This is a genomic window from Commensalibacter communis, from assembly GCF_947179015.1.
Taxonomy (GTDB): Bacteria; Pseudomonadota; Alphaproteobacteria; order Acetobacterales; family Acetobacteraceae; genus Commensalibacter; species Commensalibacter communis.
Map to the genome: position 1 here is coordinate 64930 of NZ_CAMXCM010000002.1, position 18248 is coordinate 83177.

18 protein-coding genes are annotated in these 18248 nt (G+C 36.9%); 8 read left to right on the forward strand and 10 right to left on the reverse strand.

Annotated elements, in window-relative coordinates; all coding sequences use genetic code 11:
* Positions 1 to 100: 100 nt before the first annotated feature.
* On the reverse strand, positions 101 to 1552 hold the full coding sequence (gene tldD, locus PQG54_RS05075) for a metalloprotease TldD (protein WP_271789860.1): 1452 nt from the start codon (positions 1550 to 1552) through the stop codon (positions 101 to 103).
* A gap of 39 nt (positions 1553 to 1591) precedes the next feature.
* Complete coding sequence (locus PQG54_RS05080; RefSeq protein WP_271789859.1) at positions 1592 to 2635, reverse strand: COX15/CtaA family protein; 1044 nt, start codon at positions 2633 to 2635, stop codon at positions 1592 to 1594.
* Between the two features lie 130 nt (positions 2636 to 2765).
* Here PQG54_RS05080 and PQG54_RS05085 point away from each other — a divergent pair, with 130 nt between their 5' ends.
* From PQG54_RS05085 to PQG54_RS05095, 3 genes are read left to right on the forward strand one after another with little or no spacing between them, the layout of a single operon-like run.
* Positions 2766 to 3458: a TVP38/TMEM64 family protein gene (locus PQG54_RS05085; protein ID WP_271789858.1), complete on the forward strand. Its 693-nt coding sequence runs from the start codon at positions 2766 to 2768 to the stop codon at positions 3456 to 3458.
* A 48-nt stretch (positions 3459 to 3506) separates the two neighbouring features.
* Positions 3507 to 4118 (forward strand): glutathione S-transferase family protein, encoded by a 612-nt coding sequence (locus PQG54_RS05090; protein WP_271789857.1) that lies wholly within the window; start codon positions 3507 to 3509, stop codon positions 4116 to 4118.
* Positions 4119 to 4139: 21 nt separating this feature from the next.
* Positions 4140 to 5258 (forward strand): glycosyltransferase family 61 protein, encoded by a 1119-nt coding sequence (locus tag PQG54_RS05095; RefSeq protein WP_271789856.1) that lies wholly within the window; start codon positions 4140 to 4142, stop codon positions 5256 to 5258.
* Between the two features lie 18 nt (positions 5259 to 5276).
* Here PQG54_RS05095 and PQG54_RS05100 read toward each other — a convergent pair whose 3' ends face one another.
* A complete protein-coding gene (locus PQG54_RS05100) occupies positions 5277 to 5876 on the reverse strand; it encodes an IMPACT family protein (RefSeq protein ID WP_271789855.1) in 600 nt (199 codons plus the stop codon).
* A 945-nt stretch (positions 5877 to 6821) separates the two neighbouring features.
* Here PQG54_RS05100 and PQG54_RS05105 point away from each other — a divergent pair.
* Together PQG54_RS05105 and PQG54_RS05110 are read left to right on the forward strand one after the other, a co-directional pair.
* Positions 6822 to 9296 carry a mechanosensitive ion channel domain-containing protein gene (locus tag PQG54_RS05105; RefSeq protein ID WP_271789854.1) on the forward strand — a complete coding sequence of 825 codons (2475 nt, stop codon included), beginning with the start codon at positions 6822 to 6824 and terminating at the stop codon, positions 9294 to 9296.
* Between the two features lie 82 nt (positions 9297 to 9378).
* Complete coding sequence (locus PQG54_RS05110; RefSeq protein ID WP_271789853.1) at positions 9379 to 10095, forward strand: MarC family protein; 717 nt, start codon at positions 9379 to 9381, stop codon at positions 10093 to 10095.
* Positions 10096 to 10155: 60 nt separating this feature from the next.
* On the opposite strand, the gene PQG54_RS05115 is transcribed toward PQG54_RS05110, so the two are convergent.
* From PQG54_RS05115 to PQG54_RS05125, 3 genes are all read right to left on the reverse strand, one after another.
* Positions 10156 to 10731 (reverse strand): uracil-DNA glycosylase family protein, encoded by a 576-nt coding sequence (locus tag PQG54_RS05115; protein ID WP_271789852.1) that lies wholly within the window; start codon positions 10729 to 10731, stop codon positions 10156 to 10158.
* Between the two features lie 199 nt (positions 10732 to 10930).
* Positions 10931 to 11548, reverse strand: a complete 618-nt coding sequence (locus PQG54_RS05120) for a hypothetical protein (protein ID WP_271789851.1) — start codon at positions 11546 to 11548, stop codon at positions 10931 to 10933.
* A 113-nt stretch (positions 11549 to 11661) separates the two neighbouring features.
* Positions 11662 to 12375 (reverse strand): NAD-dependent deacylase, encoded by a 714-nt coding sequence (locus PQG54_RS05125; protein ID WP_271789850.1) that lies wholly within the window; start codon positions 12373 to 12375, stop codon positions 11662 to 11664.
* A gap of 133 nt (positions 12376 to 12508) precedes the next feature.
* On the opposite strand from PQG54_RS05125, the gene PQG54_RS05130 reads away from it, so the two are divergent.
* Together PQG54_RS05130 and PQG54_RS05135 are read left to right on the forward strand one after the other, a co-directional pair.
* Entirely contained in the window at positions 12509 to 13345 is an 837-nt protein-coding gene (locus tag PQG54_RS05130; protein ID WP_271789849.1) for an SDR family NAD(P)-dependent oxidoreductase, read from the forward strand.
* 97 nt (positions 13346 to 13442) lie between these two features.
* Positions 13443 to 13994 carry an adenine phosphoribosyltransferase gene (locus PQG54_RS05135; protein ID WP_271789848.1) on the forward strand — a complete coding sequence of 184 codons (552 nt, stop codon included), beginning with the start codon at positions 13443 to 13445 and terminating at the stop codon, positions 13992 to 13994.
* Positions 13995 to 14017: 23 nt separating this feature from the next.
* Here PQG54_RS05135 and accC read toward each other — a convergent pair whose 3' ends face one another.
* From accC to aroQ, 3 genes are read right to left on the reverse strand one after another with little or no spacing between them, the layout of a single operon-like run.
* Entirely contained in the window at positions 14018 to 15367 is a 1350-nt protein-coding gene (gene accC, locus PQG54_RS05140; RefSeq protein WP_271789847.1) for an acetyl-CoA carboxylase biotin carboxylase subunit, read from the reverse strand.
* Positions 15368 to 15371: 4 nt separating this feature from the next.
* Positions 15372 to 15821, reverse strand: a complete 450-nt coding sequence (locus PQG54_RS05145) for an acetyl-CoA carboxylase biotin carboxyl carrier protein (RefSeq protein ID WP_271789846.1) — start codon at positions 15819 to 15821, stop codon at positions 15372 to 15374.
* Positions 15821 to 16273, reverse strand: a complete 453-nt coding sequence (aroQ, locus tag PQG54_RS05150; RefSeq protein WP_271789845.1) for a type II 3-dehydroquinate dehydratase — start codon at positions 16271 to 16273, stop codon at positions 15821 to 15823. The genes PQG54_RS05145 and aroQ overlap by 1 nt, the downstream gene beginning before the upstream one ends.
* 329 nt (positions 16274 to 16602) lie before the next feature.
* On the opposite strand from aroQ, the gene PQG54_RS05155 reads away from it, so the two are divergent.
* Positions 16603 to 17157 carry a septal ring lytic transglycosylase RlpA family protein gene (locus tag PQG54_RS05155; RefSeq protein ID WP_271789844.1) on the forward strand — a complete coding sequence of 185 codons (555 nt, stop codon included), beginning with the start codon at positions 16603 to 16605 and terminating at the stop codon, positions 17155 to 17157.
* A 37-nt stretch (positions 17158 to 17194) separates the two neighbouring features.
* On the opposite strand, the gene PQG54_RS05160 is transcribed toward PQG54_RS05155, so the two are convergent.
* Positions 17195 to 18157, reverse strand: a complete 963-nt coding sequence (locus PQG54_RS05160) for a YihY/virulence factor BrkB family protein (protein WP_271789843.1) — start codon at positions 18155 to 18157, stop codon at positions 17195 to 17197.
* Between the last annotated feature and the right edge of the window lie 91 nt (positions 18158 to 18248).

The following is an 18248-nucleotide window of genomic DNA, read 5'->3' on the forward strand; positions in this document are numbered from 1 at the left end:
ATGAAAAGTTAAGAATTTATATTTTTTTCATCACTCTGTTTTTACTTAGATATTACCGTTTCCACGTAATACCAAAAATATTATTATAACTATGGCAATGTCAAAGGTCAGTGCCACCAACGGTCAATCCAGACATTTTTAGTGCAGGTTGCCCCACACCGACAGGCACACCTTGCCCTGCTTTTCCACAAGTGCCGACTCCTCTATCAAGCTCCATCTTATCGCCAATCATGGTGATTTTAGTTAATGCGTCAGAACCATTTCCAATTAAGGTTGCACCCTTAACAGGATAAGTTATTTTACCATTTTCAATGAGGTAAGCTTCAGAAGTGGAGAATACAAATTTACCAGAGGTAATATCGACTTGTCCGCCACCAAAATTAACCGCATAGATCCCACGTTTAGTATTGGAAATCATGTCTTCGAGAGAGTCTTTGCCTTCTAACATAAACGTATTAGTCATACGAGGGATTGGCGTATATGCAAAGGATTGTCTACGTCCGTTTCCTGTTGATTGTTTACCCATTAAACGCGCATTTAACCGATCATAGATAAAACCAGTTAAGATACCATCTTCAATCAAAATTGTGCGTTGTGTTGGGGTTCCTTCATCATCGATGCTAAGGCTACCACGACGATTAGCAATGGTGCCATCATCAATGACGGTCACACCAGGGGCTGCAATCCGTTGTCCCATTAATCCAGCAAAAGCAGAAGTGCCTTTACGATTGAAATCGCCTTCTAGTCCATGACCAATGGCTTCATGTAATAAAATACCCGGCCAACCAGAACCTAAAACGACGTCCATTTCTCCAGCAGGGGCTGGTTTGCTTTGTTGATTGACTAAAGATTGACGTAAAGCCTCATCTACAGCAGATTTCCAAAGCGATTCTTGGGTGATCTCATCATATCCATAACGACCACCACAACCATAAGAACCAATCTCTCTGCGTCCATCTTCTTCGGTAATAACAGACACATTAAGACGTACTAAAGGACGAATATCGGCCGTTCTGAAATGATTGGCGCGAATGATTTGAATGGCCTGCCATTCTCCTGAAATCGAAGCACTGACCTGCACAACACGCTTATCTTTGCCACGAGCATAAGCATCAATTTCATGGAGCAAATGCGCTCTGGCGGAAAAGCTGCCTTGTTGTAGAGGGTTTTCTGGATGATATAAACGCTGATTGGTTGCAATGGGATTATCGGACATAGTGCCACTGCGTCCCATTTTGAGTTGGCTGACGGTCTCACCCGCACGAGTAAGTGCTTGATCGTTTAGCTCATTAGAATGTGCAAAGCCTGTTTCTGTATCTAAGACAGAGCGTAATCCAAAACCAGAAGTGATATCGGTTGTGGCTGTGCGAATAGTCCCATCGTCAATGGAGATCATCTCACTTTCACAATATTCCAGAAAAAGCTCACCATCATCCATGCCGTTTAATGTATTATGAACCGATTTTTCAGTTTGATCACGATCCAGTTGGCTGGAGGCAGAATTGAAGAATAGATCATCTGTCATTGTAAGGGCATTAATGGAATCTGTCATGGAGTATAGGCTTTCCTGATGTGAAATAAGCATTAGATATTATAAAGAAATTGTGTTTTTAATACGAGAGCGATGTAGAGCAATGATTAACGTTGTTAGTAAAATAATAGCAAAAGCTTGATGAATGGTTCCAGCCCATACGGGGACAACCAATAATAATGTTGTGACCCCTAGTGCATATTGAATAAGCACTGCCCATCCCATAAGCATCAATGAATCTTTGACAGGTTTGGTTGCAGAGGTTTTTAATCCAAGGAAAAGGGTGATTAAAACCATAATCGCTGTGATGGTTGCCAAAAGGCGATGGTTAAATTGAATGGTAGCAACGTTATCGATGAAATTCGCTAGAAACGGAGAAAGAGAAACATAATCAGTCGGGATTAAATGACCATTCATCAAAGGGAACGTGTTGAAAGAGTGTCCTGCATGGGTTCCAGCAGTAAAGCCACCCGCAATGATAGTGATACAAAGTAAAACAACATCGATCCATAATAATGTTCGTATTGGTTTGATCTTATTTTTATCCAAAGAAACGTCAGGTTGTGGGGTTCTGACTGAAAGTGCAGTCCATAAAATTGCAATATATAGAGCAATTGCACAAGATAAATGTAACACTAATTTGACAGGTTCAACAGCAGTACTATTTGGACGGAAACCTGATGCAACCATGAACCAGCCAATTCCACCTTGTAGTCCCCCTAGAATAAATATAATAAAGAGTATGATTGCTAATTTTCTGGTAATCGCACGTTTAATAATGAAATATATTAAGGGCAGCAGAACAACAAACCCAATCAGCCTTCCTAAGAAACGATGACTCCATTCAGCCCAAAAGATTTGTTTAAACCCATCTAGTCCAAAACCATTATTTAAAATCTGATATTGCGGAATGGTTTTATAGAGTTCAAATTGCCTAACCCACTCGGCATGGCTTAGTGGAGGCAACATGCCTGTAACAGGCCTCCAATCCATAATAGATAGACCCGAGCCAGTTAAGCGTGTATATCCACCAAGGGCAATCATGCAAAGCAGCATGAAACAAATAAAAAATAACCAGTTTGAGATAGATTTATTATATTGCATGGCTAGAGAATTATTTTCATAAGGGTTATAAGATAAGGTTTTATAAGAAAAACATGTTCTAGTTTGATTTTTAGTCTTATAAACAGCTTTTAGCAAGTCGCACTTTTAAATAGTGATTAAAAGATAGATTATGAATGATAATGTAAAGTCGTCAAATTTAACGTCTATTTTAAAACAATTTTACAAGCCAATTTTGATGGTTATGGGAATTGTTCTTGTTGCTTTTTTTGCACGTTATTTTCATGGGCTTGATCTATTTTTACGTGATCAGAATTTATTAAAAAGTGGTACGCAAGGGCAAATTATATTTTTATTTATTGCGATTTCGATGTGTGCCATTGGCTTTCCAAGGCAAGTGGTTTGTTTGACCGCAGGTGTCGTGTATGGATTTTGGCTAGGTTTTCTGTATGCAACGATTGCAACGATTGTGGGTGCAGTCATTACCTATAGTTGGGCGCTATGGCTCGGTAAGGATTGGGGGGCAAAATATTTGTCTCATTCAAAGTTAAAAAAAATCAGTCGGTTTATCCATGGTAACCCTTTTAGTGCTGTTCTGATGTGTCGTTTGATGCCTGTTGGCTCTTCAGTGGTTTTAAATACAACAGCTGGTGTTATGGGGATTGGTTGGCTGCCTTTCCTGGGAGCAACAGTTTTAGGCAGTATGCCTCAAACGGTCGTCTTCGTTTTATTAGGGGGTGGCGTTCGGATTGGTCATACAGGACAAATTATTCTTAGTGCGGTTTTGTTTACACTCTCTGCAGGATTGGGAATATTTTTAATGAAACGTTCTTTTTCTAAGAAAAATGACTTGTTATTGCCTTAATTTCCTTTTTATAGTGGTTGAACCATTTCACAAAAAGGAATTTTACAAATGAAATTATATACAAAACCAGGTGCTTGTTCTACCGCAGACCATATTGCGTTATGTTGGTGTGGCGCCAAGTTCGAATCCCAGAACGTAACCCCTGAATTATTAAAAGATCCTAAATTTCTAGAACTCAATCCAATGGGGCAAATCCCTGTTCTAGTCGATGGGGATTTTGTGTTAACTCAAAATGTTGCCATTTTGACGTATATTGCAGAGTCTTTTCCAAATGCTAAATTATTAGGCGATGGCAGTTTGCAACAAAAAGCAGAAGCTTTACGTTGGTTATCTTTTGTAAATGCTGATGTTCATCCAAAATTTGCATTGATCTTTGGTGGCACAAAATATAGTTCCGATCCTGCGGTCGTTGAAGCCTTATCAAAAGGGGCTCGTGAAATCTTACATAAACTATTTGGGCAAGCAAACGATCAGTTAAATGGTAAAGAATGGATTGCTGGTTTCCGTAGTGTCGCAGATCCTTATTTCTTTATGACGTTGACTTGGGCAAAACGTTTGAATATTGATTTGTCCAATTATGCGAATTTACAAAATTATTTTGAAAAAATGCAAAAAGACCAAGGTGTGCAAGCAGCATTTAAAGCTGAAGGATTGATTTAATTTTATAATTTGGATGATGATATGACTGAGTATCTGCCTGCTTCTTTTATATTTCGATTGGCACCTCCTGGTTTTGATCCAGAGGTCAAAGTAATCAGAGAGATACGAGATAATAAAGATTGGGATAAGCCTGACTTTTCCTCTTCATATCATTGTCTTCAGCGATTCTCATTAGAAGACGAATGGGATACCAAACCCCCTCATCGACATGTTGCATATAATTTATTGTTCGAACATGTTGTTATTAGCTCTGAGAGCGGTCTTATTCGGACGCACGATGGTCGTATGGTCGCAGATACATTTGACCATGCACAATCGACTTTAGATTTATTCAAATATTCTGATCCACATCATGTTGCTATTCCCCAACCACAAGAGCAGCTTGTGGGGTGTTGGTTATCTTTATTGTCATCAAATCAAGATAATTATTACCATTGTTTGGTGATGAATATAGGAAAATTGTTTCAGATTGATGCTCATGAAGCTAAGATGATCGATGGCGTATTAATCCCGTATCATTTAACTGATGTTGAATATAGAGCTCTTGAAATTGGATTAAATTACGTTTTCGGAGAACGTGCAATACAGATCAAAAGGGTTCAATGGGGGCAATCTTTTGCAGTAGAAAAAATATTTTTCCCATGGAATGCTGTGGCAGTGTTTTTTGGATATACACATTCAGGTGTTATTTCTTTTTTCCGACAATTAACCCTTGAATTAAATCCTCTAGGAGTGCCTTTACCGACACGTTTTTATATTGATCGTCGAGCAGCCTCCAATCGTATGTTGCATAATGAGGATGAATTAGTAGAAGTGTTAGAACAACATGGATTTGCTATTATTCAATTGGAACATTTGACTTTTGATGAGCAGGCACATTTATTCGCTAATGCTGACTATATTATTGGAGCGCACGGAGCAGGGCTAGCTAATATGGTGTTTTGTAAACAAGGCACAAAAATTATAGAGCTGATGCCTCATACATTAGTACGGTGGTGTTATCGTCAAATTGCAATGGTGGCAGATTTACCTTATCAGTGTATCATTACACAAAGTCATTCTGAAAATGAAGGAATACCACCTGCATGGGCGTCCCATCATATCTCTATTCCAGATATATTAGACGTTTTAAATCATTAATTACAAGAATTCTTTATGTTATTGGCACTCGACAATCACAGCTTGTCCTCGTGTGAGATCCAAAACGCGATCATATAAAGCTGTGTAAGCGTCTTCGGGAACAGTAATTTCTATCTCCACTTCTGCGCCAAACTCTTCATTAATAATTTGGGCATCATATTCAGCCATTCGAGCTTTCAGCAGTGCATAATCTGAAAAAGAACATAAGATACTTGCTGTTTTTTGCGGGATATATTCTGTCCGAGGTGCCTGACGCAAACATTCCGCTGCTGTGCCACTATAGGCTCGGATTAACCCCCCTGCCCCAAGTTTAATCCCGCCGAACCACCGAATAACCAAGATCAAGAGTTGATCAAAATTTTGCTTTTCAATAACCTGCAAAATCGGACGACCTGCTGTTCCAGAGGGTTCACCATCATCATCACTACGATATTTTTGTCCAATTCGATATGCCCAACAATTATGTGTTGCTTCTGGTATGCTGAGTTTCTTTAGCCATTCATGTGCTTGCTCTTCAGATAGCACAGGAACTGCATGTGCAATAAAAACGCTTTTCTTGATTTCTTTCTCATATTGATATGGTTCGACCAATCGATAAATAGTAACAGCAGTATTCATATATTATCCATTATCATATTTCATATCATAATTTCACTATCTAATCTTCTTTTTTACAATAGCGTCATCTTAGATTGTCATACAATCATCTGTTAATATTCATCGACTCACTATAAGAATAATCATTTTTTAACCATATAATAAAAGTCCTATCATAAAGCTAAATAGCGCTTCTATCATTATAATATTGATATCTTAACTTGCCAATTATTTATCTTATAATAAATAGCAGCTTTGATTTAAAACCTCGCTCACTAATATTATTTAGTTATTGAAATTGTCTTTATACTCAAAATCACGTTTCCCGTTGTCCAGTGACATTGAGTAATTTGCACAAACTATCTTGATCTAGTGAATAATAAAACGTTACATGATAGACAACATCAATCTTATTCATTCCAGTAAAATACGGTTAAGCGTCCAAAAAAAATATCCAAAGAACAACGTAACCAATTCTTTATCACTAATCATAAACAATACTGATAATCCATAAGCAGGCTTTTATGACAAGTAATCAATCAGCTTACTTCATATCTTTTATAACGTTAACCTTACCTTGTTATTATTCTTTTGTATGTCGTTGTGCCCCCTACAATAAATTTGTTAGTTAATACAATTTTTTATTTTAATTTTACAGCAAATTAATAGCGTTACAGACAGTGTCTGTATCTTTGAGGTTTATAGGATTGGCAGCCCCCGACTATAATCATTTCAATTACTATTTTATAAGTAATTTTTCTATCATTGCGAAATTCAAATAAATTAAGTAATTTGAAATATAATGAATAACTCTTGAGAAAAATATTACAAGTAATCTTGATTTTATATCTAGATAAACTATGGTTTTTATAAGAGGAATTTTACAATTCTCTATTCAAAGCCATATTTCCTTATAATACTTAAAATAAATATCTCTTTTTTCTTTTCCTATCAGAAAGCATATTCATGAGACTAATTATACGCTCTTTTTTTATTTTATTATTGATGCTGGGGGTATGTATCACCAGTACAAACTTTGCCTTTGCTCAACAAAATACCACAAACACAGCAACAAATAATTCTTCTGCACCATCTGTTTTTGTGAATCTTCCTGATACGACAACACAACCCCAACTTGATTCAATGACAAAACAATTGAAATCAATCAGCAAATCTTTGCAGTCGATGGGAAAGTCAGAAGATCGAAATGCATTTAAAAATTTATTGGGTCAGGTTCAAGATATTTCGATAACTGCAACAGACCTAATTAAAGTATTACAGCCTCGTCTGGCAGGATACACAAACGCTCTGAAAATACTGGAATCAACCAAAGATACAACAACTGCTAAAAGTGATGATAACAAAACTACCGCGGATTCCAGCAACGCAACCGTTGATGATTATCAACAATCTTTGTCAAAAAATCGCCGCGATTTACAATTGAAAATTCAACAAGCAACCATTATTCAGCTTGAAGCCAATAGTCAAATTGCGCAAATTCAACAAATCCTCGATAATATCCAACAAGTCCAAATGTTTACCCACCTTCCCTCTCCTTTAAGTGGGGATTTTTGGGCACAAATAAGCTTATATCATAAAACAGATCAAGCACGATTAACTAAAATATATACTGATTTCAGCAGTTTATTTTCACAAACTTGGAATGATGGGTTATCCAGTCGTGCACAAATGCTGGGAGGAATTCTTGTTGCATTACTAATTATATTTTTTGCACGTCCTTTTATCGAAAAAATTATTACGAAAATTGTCGAAAGGACAGTACCACCAACTCGTCTTAGACGTAGTTTAATGACACTTTGTGCTGCGATTTTATCTTCTATTACTGCTGGTGTTTCAGCAACTGTTATTTTTGCATCACTTGGATACCAAGATAATATTAATCACTCCGCATTTGAATTTTCACAACATATTATCCATCAGCTTTATTTTTGTGGATTTATTTTAGGATTATATCGTGGATTTTTAGCAGTAAAGAGTCCGCAATGGCGTCTGTTACCCATTGGTGATAAGACCGCACAAGCCGTCAATATATTACCAATCATCTATGCATTAATGGTTTTTCTACTGGGAGTTGTAAAATATATTAATTCCACAAGCGGTGTCAGCATCTTTGCACAACAATTATGTAATGGATTCTTTACCATTCTTGCTGCTTTTCTCTTTTTATCTATCCCGATTAAATTGCGACAAATCGGTACCGAACGATTAAGCTCAGGAACAAATAATGCTCCGGGACTTGGGTTTTTCTTTATCGCTATTGGTTTACCGATTTTCTGTATCGTATCTATTATTACCGTACTAGCAGGTTATATTCATCTTGGCTACTCAATGTCGGTTTGGTTAAATTGGGTGATTCTTGTTTTTAGTACTTTGAATTTATTAAAAATTCTTTTGATTGATATAACCAATCTCTTTTTTGACCCTGATCGATGGGTTGGGCAAAAAATTCGTTTGCTAGGGATCAAACCTCAAAGTATGGAACAACTTGCCACTGTTATTACTGGGGCAATCACCGTTCTGACCGTGCTATTAATTATTGCGTCTTTCTTATCACCAGGTAATTTTGATCTGGTCATCTTTGCTCAACATTTATCTTTAATCCTTCAAACCCAAAAAATAGGAAATATTTCTATTTCCTTTGCCTCTATTGCGCAGGCATTTGTGATATTTATTATTGGTATTTACGTCATTCGTATTATTCGAAATTGGCTGAACGAGAAACTATTTCCAAAAACGACGCTAGATCATGCAACACGCAACTCCATTGATACCATTTTTAACTATTGTTGTTGGATTATCGTTGCGGTCATCATCTTATCCACACTTGGGGTAACGGCACAAAATATTACTTGGATTGTCAGCGCATTGTCTGTTGGTATCGGTTTTGGTTTACAAGCGATTGTTCAAAATTTTGTTTCTGGCTTGATTTTATTGGCTGAACGTCCCGTTCGTCTGGGTGATAGCGTTACCGTTGGCGGGGTTAAAGGTACAGTAAAAAGCATTAAAGTAAGAGCAACAGAAATACAATTAAGTGATTTTTCAACCCTCATTGTTCCGAACTCTCAGCTTATTACCTCATCTGTTCAAAACTCTACGCGTAGTCGTCATATGGGGTTAATTTCAATCAAACTGCCTGTAATTGCGCCCAGACAACTCGAAAGAGCCAAGACGCTTATTTTGGATATTATGAATAATCATCCTGAAGTGGTTGAAACACCAAAACCAAGTGTTTTAGTAGATAGTGTAACAGAAATCGCTCTGGTTATGTCTATTACTTGTTATGTAAACCCAACCAGTAGTACAGACGGCGTTAAAAGCGATATTTTAACACAATATCTCAATGAAATAAGCAAAATTGCCACAACCATACCAATGGAGAAATCTGAACCAGAAGAATCCCTTGCATCTGGGCAAGAGTGATCTATAAGAGAAAATATTAAAGAACAACATGGAAAGATGTGATTTCGTCATATCTTTCCATTTATGATATCAAAGTAACATTATGCATCTTACTGAATCTCTTCCTTTACTCCATACATTTACAAGCATTTCAGGCAGCTTCTTATTTGCATTTCTGGCACTAATTCCTATTGCAGATCCGCTTGGTTCGTGTTTGATCTTTTATCAAGTTACCGAAGAACGAGAAGATGCAGAGCGTAGAATTTTGGCGCGCAAGATTGCAATTTATGCCTTTATCATACTTGCATTTTCTGTTTTTATTGGTGAATTCGCACTTCGTTTTTTTGGAATCAGTCTTCATGCGGTCCGAATCGCTGGGGGATTAGTCATTGCCGTTAGAGCATGGTCTTTACTCAACGCTCCAGAACAAAATGCCGATCGTAAACAAAAAGAAGCAGAGCAAGGTGGACGAACGATGGCGTTGCCTAATGGACTCGATGCAGCATTCTTTCCTCTGACCATGCCTTTTACAATTGGACCAGGCTGTATCGCTGTTGCTATTTCATTAAGCTCTTACAGACCTGCTGAGAACATTACTAAAATATTTAACTTTTACGGGGGATTACTTTTCGCAATTATCAGCGTATGCCTTATCATCCTGTTGGCATATACATTCTGCGATAAAATCATGAAAGTTCTTGGAAAATCAAGAGCACGCATCTTATCCAGATTGGCTGCACTCGTTTTATTATGTATTGGTGTACAAATTGTTGGCACTGGTATACAAGGGTTTTTGATGCCCATTTTCCATCAGACTTAAATTCTAAAGTAATTGTCTTACAAAACGTTATTTATTCAACTATTTTGTAAGATAATGTAATTATCTCAATATTTCTTTTACTTTTTGCCTCAGTTCAAGCAATATTTCGTCTTCAAAATATGGATTCTTTTTTGCCCAAGCTAATGTCCTCCATGAAGGATGAGGCAAAGGAAAAAAGTTAGGCAAATAATCTTTATAATTTTTCACACGATCTGTTACCGTGCCTTTACCTAATACATAATTTTGAGCGTATGATCCAACCAATAACGTCATTTGTAATTCTGGCAATTGTTGAAGGATCTTATCCCGCCATCGAGGGGCGCACTCTTTTCGTGGCGGTAAATCACCCCCATTTTTTAACTTTCCAGGATAACAAAAGCCCATCGGAACAATCGCAATTAAAGATGAGTTATAAAAGGTTTCTCGATCAATTTGTAACCACTCCCTCAACCGCTCTCCGGAAGGATCATTAAAGGTTATCCCTGTTTCATGCGCCAGCGTTCCTGGAGCTTGGCCTGTAATTAACAAACGTGCCTTAGAAGAACCAACTTGCAAAATAGGCTTAGGACCAAGGGGCAACCCTTCACAAAAATGACAAGCTCTCACTTCTTTCAACAATCGATCTAATGAATTCATAATTCCATAGCCTTCTCTATTAATCTCAACAAAGACTTCGTCAAAGTGCCATTGTCAATTTAAACATATCTGTTTTCGCTGATTTAGAATGGATTTATTCTCTCATGATCTAAAATTATCATGTCGTGATCCAAATACAAAGTTAATTAAACAACACTATTTCGACTACCGAATATGCATTGCTTTATTTTGAAAAATGTTACCCATCTAGAAATTTACGATAATTTTTATCAACATACATGTTGATGCCATTGCCAAAGAAGTCACCTAAGTTCACATATTTATCTTCGTCAACTATATTTTTGGCTAACCCCAACGGTAGATCAATCTTCATATTTTTTTTAAGAAAAACAATATAGTAATCTTCTAATCTTGGAATATGGTCGTAAGAAAGACAACCCCAAATGAATTTTTCATCTAAGAAAATTGAGCTTGTGGCATCGAGAAAACTAAAAACATCTACAGTACGAACATTTCCACCTATTATCGTATAATCAAAATCATTATCAGTATCTTTTTGGCTTATGCCAGAATATGCATGTAAACCTAAATATAAATCGTATAAATAGAATTCAATGGTAAAAGAAAGCTCACAATTTGTAATGTCTTCAATAAAATTATCTTTATTAAATTCATATGAGTTATTGGGATATTTAATGATTTCTATCCCTTTAGTTCTTCTTTTTTGAGCATATCGTCCAAACATACCTTGTATCTCACGCACTTTATATTTGTGAATTATACTCAATATATAAATGTAATAATCTTCAAATGAAGGATTTGATGTTCTTATATGTAAATAATAATCGGTTGACATTTCACCCTCATTTAAAAATTAAACAATGAGTATTGCTATTTCCTTCGTGGATAGAAGGAGGTCTACGATACACACATATATAAATGTTTGATTATAGATATAAACAATATCCTTCATATTTCCTTTGCAAGAATTTGCTGTACAAATTGCGGAACTAATTGCGTAGCAGGCCCAAGTCGACTTTCATCAAACAGAGATGTCCCCGCAGATGGCTCTAAATTAAGTTCTATCGTTTTAGCATGACCAGAAGAAGCCATTTGCACGAATCCAGCTGCAGGATACACAACCCCCGAAGTTCCAATAGAAACAAAAAGATCGCATGACAACAACGCTGATTGAATCTCCTCCATATCATAAGGCATTTCTCCAAACCATACGATATCAGGTCTTAATTTATGCTGCCCACAATAAGGGCATGGCGTATCTATTGAACAATCATGATGCCAATCAATTTTTGCATCACAAGCCGTACACCATAATTTATATAATTCTCCATGCATATGATATAGATGTTGACTACCCGCTCTTTCATGAAGATCATCAATATTTTGAGTTATCACCAGTAATTCTGCATCGATTTGGTTTTGATAAATAGCTTGTTCTAATTCAGCCAATGCAATATGTGCTTGATTGGGTTGCACATTAGGTAACTCTTGACGTAATTCATTGTAAAACTCATGCAACTTCTGTGGATTTCTTTGAAAACCTTCTGGAGAACAAACCTCTTCCATACTATATTTTGCCCAGATTCCGTTTGCATCTCGGAAAGTATCTAAACCTGATTCTTTACTGACCCCCGCACCTGTTAACACCACAATTTTTTTCATTCCATACCCCACGAAAATATTCAATTATTTTATTATAATCATTTACAGATGCTTAAAAAACACATTAAAATAGTTTTTTATTATTATCGTAAACAAAATTTATTCTATTTTTACTAGGACAGAGATTTGTCAAATGCGCTTTAATTTTTTTAAACGTTCTAAAAAAGTCGCCGTTATTACAGGGGCAACGGGTGGGTTAGGCAAAGACCTAGTTAAACGCTTATTAAATGAACAATATCGCGTCATCATGGTCGCAAGAAATATGAAACAACTTGAACAAATTTCTCTACAATTTGGCAAGGAAGTAACAGGATGTCTTTGCGATATTTCCCATAATAATGAAATTGCCTATTTATGCCACGATATACGATCTCGCTTTGGGCAAATTAATGTTTTAATTCACAGTGCTGGTACAATAAACCCTGGGTCTTTGGATACGCAAACAGATCAAATGATTACGGAACAAATACAGGTCAATTTAACAGGTGCTATTTTAATTACCAAAGGCCTTTTGCCTTTAATGAAACGCAACAGCTCAATTATTTTCATTAACTCTTTGGGTGGTTTACTACCCCTTAAACATAGTGCTTTATATTCAGCCAGTAAATTTGGCTTGCGTGGTTTCGCATTAGCTCTATCACTAGAGTTACGCCCGAAACGTATTTATGTTTCATCAATTTTTCCAGGGGCTATTGAAACCCAAATGTTGCACAGAGAAATGAAATGTGGTGGATCGATCCTTAATTTCTGTTCTCCTCCACTATCAACTGAAATCGTTTGCGACACAGTGATTAAGGCTATTCGACAACGTAAATTAGAATATTTCCTTCCTAAATGGAGCGGACTACAAATAAAACCTTTGATGATGCTACCTGGTTTGATTAGGTTTATAATGCCTATATTGGAAAAAAAGGGTCGGAAAGGCCAAAAAACTTGGAAAAATCAGCAAATATCCTCTATATCAAAATAATAAATAGATAAAAATCGATTGCGCTATTAGAGTGAACCTTTTACATGTAAGGGTTCACTCTTAATTTTTTGTTAATTAAATGAACGATCTATAGAAAATGAACGCAACTCAACAAGACTCATTTAACCCTCCTAAAATTGATTTAAAACAATATATACGCTCTATTCCTGATTATCCAAAAAAAGGAATATTGTTTTATGATATTTCAACCTTGTTAAGAAATGCTGATGCATGGCAAATTGCTGCGGCTCGCATGGCTAATGGTGTTGCTAAATGGAACCCAGATTTAGTTGCTGGTATTGAATCCAGAGGCTTCGTCAGTGCTTCGCCTTTGGCATCTTCACTAGGGTGCGGCATGATTATGATTCGCAAACCTGGAAAACTGCCTGGAAAAACAATTTCTTTGAATTATGATCTCGAATATGGACAAAATTGCCTTCACATTCAAGAGGACGCTGTTCAACCTGGTCAACGCGTTGTGGTGATTGACGATTTACTCGCTACTGGCGGTACGCTGCAAGCCTCTATTGAATTATTACGAAAAGTCGGTGCAGAAGTCGTTGGTGCTGCAGCTTTGATCGAATTAAAAGAGTTAAAGGGACGTGAAAAAATCGACGTCCCTTTGCATTCAGTTATTACTTATGAATAACTAAAGATTATAAGAAAGTATTTTTATACTTTCTTATTTTTTTCAATAAAATTTTCTAGCCAATGAATGGTATATTCACCTTTTTGAAATTCTTTATCCGCTAGAATTTGTTGCTGTAAAGGAATTGTAGTTTTCACACCGTCGATCGCCATTTCCCCCAAGGCACGCTGCATCCGTGCAATGGCCGAAGCACGATCAGGAGCATGAACAATAACCTTTGCGATCATACTGTCATAATAAGGTGGAATAGAGTAACCCACATATAATGCGCTATCCAAGCGGACACCCAGACCTCCTGGTGCATGAAACACTTGGATTTTTCCAGGGTTAGGAACAAATGTTTCTGGATCTTCTGCATTAATACGACATTCTATGGAATGTCCTTGCAATTTGATATCTTCTTGTCTCACACTCAGCTTTTCACCAGCAGCAACACAAATTTGTTCTTTTACAAGATCTACACCTGAAATAAACTCAGTTACGGGATGCTCAACCTGCAATCGTGTATTCATTTCGATAAAACAAAAATGACCATCTTGGTATAAAAATTCTAATGTTCCAGCGTTTCTGTATCCAAGTTCACGCATTGCATTAGAGGCAATTTCACCAATTGATTGACGTTGTTCCTCAGTTAACACAGGAGAAGTTGCTTCCTCTAGCACCTTTTGGTGTCTACGCTGTAAAGAACAGTCTCTTTCACCCAGATACACAACATTTCCATGTTGATCAGCCATAATTTGGATTTCGATATGACGGGGTTTATCGAGATATTTCTCCATATAAACTTCATCATTACCAAAAGCCATTTTGGCTTCTGTTCTAGCAACTTGCCAAGCTTCTTCTAGTTCTTCAGCTGTGTGAGCAACTTTCATCCCACGACCGCCACCACCAGCTGTTGCTTTAATCAATACTGGATAGCTAATTCTTTCAGCAACTTCTTTAGCATCGGCAAGATTTTTCAATGCACCATCAGATCCAGGCACCAATGGAACATTGAATCTTTCCATCGTTGTTTTGGCTTGAATTTTGTCACCCATTGTCCGGATATGTTGGGGAGAGGGTCCGATAAAAACCAATCCATGCTCTTCAACAAGCTCTGCAAAATCAGCATTTTCAGAAAGGAAACCATATCCTGGATGAATAGCCTCTGCACCCGTCACCACTGCCGCAGACAAAATGGCTGCTTTGTTCAAATAACTTTCTGCAAGAGACGGCGGGCCGATACAAACGCTTTCATCAGCAAGACGCACATGCATCGCATCAGCATCAGCGGTTGAATGCACAGCCACGGTTTTAATACCCATCTCACGACAAGCTCTTAAAACACGAAGAGCAATTTCACCACGATTGGCAATTAAAATTTTTGAGAACATTCTTTTATTCTATTACTACCAACACTTCACCATATTCAACAGGATCACCTGAGGAAACAAGGATGTTTTTTATTTTTCCTGATTTATGAGCACGGATTTGATTGAACGTTTTCATTGCTTCAATCAACAAAATCACCTGACCTGATTGCACCGTTTGCCCAACCGTTACAAACGGAGGCGCAGAGGGTTCTGGTGTTAAATAAGCAACCCCAATCATTGGGCTTAAAACCGCGCCAGGATCTTTGGATAAATCCTGATTTGATACAACTTGTTCGGATACGCCAGCAACAGCTACTGGTGCTGCTACAGGGGCAACAACGGTGCTGCCACCAAGATTTCTAGCAACACGAATCCGTTGATCCTTTTCTGCAATTTCAATTTCACTTAAACCGGTTTCGGTTAAAATATCTGCTAAAGCACGAATCACTTCGGCATCGACGAGCAGCTTGCTCATTAATTATCCTCTTCTAGAATAAGATCAGCGATTGCAGCCAAAGCCAGAGCATATCCTTGCAGACCAAGTCCACAAATAACCCCTGTTGCTGCATGCGAAACATAAGAATGATGTCGAAAAGATTCTCGACGATAAATATTAGAAATATGAACTTCTATAACAGGTAATTCTACTGACAGCAATGCATCCAAAGTCGCAATTGAAGTATGGCTATATGCACCTGCATTAATAACAATCCCTTTTGCTTTACCTTTACATTCTTGTATCCAAGAAACCAATTCACCTTCGTCGTTTGTTTGGCGAAAATCAATTGCTATTTCAAGGTTTTCTGCGTTTTGAATGCAAATTTGCTCTACGTCATCAAGGGTTGCGCTTCCATAAATTTGGGGTTGGCGCATTCCAAGCATATTCAAATTCGGTCCATTCAAGACATATACCAATGGTAATTCCATACCTGTTACACTCTCAGATAAATATATCTTAACTCAATATAACTACTTTTTTTAATAGGCAACTGTTAAGATTACACCAAATTAAAATTGGATTAAACTATGTATTATATAATAAATAATTTTTTTATTAAAAGAATAAAATTATTTATTTTCTAACTACAAAAACTTATGTACCACACTTGACAACAACAACTTGAAATTTATCTTTTTTTTGCCATTTTTATAGTGTTTTATGATAAAATAACAGTCAAACAAGTGAAATGTTAACAATTTGGAAAGTGTTACTGATAATCCTAAACAAGGATTATACAAGGTAAACAGAAAGAAAAATGCGACGAAGTTGTACAAAATTATTGGGTCTTTGTTTAATTACTGGAATCGGATTCCAAACAGCACAAACAGCACAAGCTCATACTGCACACAAGAGTACCTATCGTAAAGTTATTAAACATACCAAAGCTAAAGTTAAACCTCACCGTAATCGTTACCGCAAGTCTTTACATCTAAACGATACTGCCAATGCAAACCCTGAACCTCAAAGCAATTCATATCATTTAGATGATACCCAAGCTGAAAGTGGTACTGCCAGCTGGTATGGTGGAAGACATAACAGAATAAGAACCGCCTCTGGCAAAAAGTTTGATAGCAAGCAGCTTACCGCTGCACACCCAACATTACCACTAGGAACGAAAGTTTTGGTGCGCTCTGAAGATAGCGGAAATTCGGTTGTTGTCACAATTAACGATAGAGGACCATATAAAGGCAATCGGATCATTGATTTATCCAAAGCCGCAGCGGGTAAAATCGGTATGCTGCGTCAAGGAACGGCTCATGTCACTGTAACGCCAATTGACAACACAGAAGTTGCCATGGCTCCAGAATAATCTATATTTTCAAAATTATTTATATTGCAAAGCCCACCTATTGTTCATTAGGTTGGGCTTTTTCTATAACATATTCTTCTATTTTAGAGTTGAACTGAGCACCCAGCAATACAACGTAACATGAAACCCAAAACCACATCATAACGGCTGCAACGGTTCCCAATGGACCATAAGTACTGGTAAAATTGGCTAAGTGAGCAACATAAAAAGAAAAACCAAACGCAGAAAGCAACCATAAAAGCGTCGATAGAACAGCGCCTGGTAAAATCCAACGCCAAAGAACTAGACTACGAGATGGACCAAAGCGATAAAATAATGAAAATGTCCAAATAACAAAAAATAGAACCACAACATTACTGACTGTTCTTGCAATATTAAACGCAGGAAAATAGTCATCAAGGTTGGGGAAATAATTCATAATGTCGTAAAAAACATTAAGAGGCAGTAATTTTATGATTGCAGGTATTGCCACAATAATGGCCAAAGTCAGTGAAGTTCCTAAAATAGCACAAAATGTTAACGCCAACGCTAGTAATTGAAATTTAAAAAAATTACGTTCTTCTTTTTTATTATACGCTACATTAAGTCCTGTAATTAGTCCTTTAGTTCCTACAGCAGAAGCCCACAAAGCTAAAACAATTGAAATGGCTAACTGTATCGTCAATGTTGATTCTGTTTGATCGATGATCGTATGGATCATTTGTTGCAAAAACGTATAAACAGACGGTGGCAAAAAATGTTGTAAAAATTTGAGCTGAGGCTCAACCGTTTGTGGATCAAAAACCAGTCCATACATAGATATCAAACTGCTGATTGTCGGAAATAATGAAAGTGTTGTAAAAAAAGCACACCCAGCCGAAACTAACATCGATGGTCCTTGGATTAATGCCTTAACCGTATCAATGACAATCGACTTCCATCCGCGAAAAGAAATTTTTAAAGGAGAATATTTCTTTTCATAAAGAACTTCCGCAGAATGTGATTGATTAACGTCACTCATTACTTTTATTTTCCACACCTTTTACAATAATTTTAACGAATAGATATTTTATTTACATGAAAAAGCACCAAATTTCTATATCAAGATTACT

What these genes read in the sequence shown, in the direction of transcription:
- tldD (WP_271789860.1), bottom strand. Translation starts at nt 1,552, where the DNA reads ATGACAGATTCCATTAATGCCCTTACAATGACAGATGATCTATTCTTC.
- PQG54_RS05080 (WP_271789859.1), bottom strand. Translation starts at nt 2,635, where the DNA reads ATGCAATATAATAAATCTATCTCAAACTGGTTATTTTTTATTTGTTTC.
- PQG54_RS05085 (WP_271789858.1), top strand. Translation starts at nt 2,766, where the DNA reads ATGAATGATAATGTAAAGTCGTCAAATTTAACGTCTATTTTAAAACAA.
- PQG54_RS05090 (WP_271789857.1), top strand. Translation starts at nt 3,507, where the DNA reads ATGAAATTATATACAAAACCAGGTGCTTGTTCTACCGCAGACCATATT.
- PQG54_RS05095 (WP_271789856.1), top strand. Translation starts at nt 4,140, where the DNA reads ATGACTGAGTATCTGCCTGCTTCTTTTATATTTCGATTGGCACCTCCT.
- PQG54_RS05100 (WP_271789855.1), bottom strand. Translation starts at nt 5,876, where the DNA reads ATGAATACTGCTGTTACTATTTATCGATTGGTCGAACCATATCAATAT.
- PQG54_RS05105 (WP_271789854.1), top strand. Translation starts at nt 6,822, where the DNA reads ATGAGACTAATTATACGCTCTTTTTTTATTTTATTATTGATGCTGGGG.
- PQG54_RS05110 (WP_271789853.1), top strand. Translation starts at nt 9,379, where the DNA reads ATGCATCTTACTGAATCTCTTCCTTTACTCCATACATTTACAAGCATT.
- PQG54_RS05115 (WP_271789852.1), bottom strand. Translation starts at nt 10,731, where the DNA reads ATGAATTCATTAGATCGATTGTTGAAAGAAGTGAGAGCTTGTCATTTT.
- PQG54_RS05120 (WP_271789851.1), bottom strand. Translation starts at nt 11,548, where the DNA reads ATGTCAACCGATTATTATTTACATATAAGAACATCAAATCCTTCATTT.
- PQG54_RS05125 (WP_271789850.1), bottom strand. Translation starts at nt 12,375, where the DNA reads ATGAAAAAAATTGTGGTGTTAACAGGTGCGGGGGTCAGTAAAGAATCA.
- PQG54_RS05130 (WP_271789849.1), top strand. Translation starts at nt 12,509, where the DNA reads ATGCGCTTTAATTTTTTTAAACGTTCTAAAAAAGTCGCCGTTATTACA.
- PQG54_RS05135 (WP_271789848.1), top strand. Translation starts at nt 13,443, where the DNA reads ATGAACGCAACTCAACAAGACTCATTTAACCCTCCTAAAATTGATTTA.
- accC (WP_271789847.1), bottom strand. Translation starts at nt 15,367, where the DNA reads ATGTTCTCAAAAATTTTAATTGCCAATCGTGGTGAAATTGCTCTTCGT.
- PQG54_RS05145 (WP_271789846.1), bottom strand. Translation starts at nt 15,821, where the DNA reads ATGAGCAAGCTGCTCGTCGATGCCGAAGTGATTCGTGCTTTAGCAGAT.
- aroQ (WP_271789845.1), bottom strand. Translation starts at nt 16,273, where the DNA reads ATGGAATTACCATTGGTATATGTCTTGAATGGACCGAATTTGAATATG.
- PQG54_RS05155 (WP_271789844.1), top strand. Translation starts at nt 16,603, where the DNA reads ATGCGACGAAGTTGTACAAAATTATTGGGTCTTTGTTTAATTACTGGA.
- PQG54_RS05160 (WP_271789843.1), bottom strand. Translation starts at nt 18,157, where the DNA reads ATGAGTGACGTTAATCAATCACATTCTGCGGAAGTTCTTTATGAAAAG.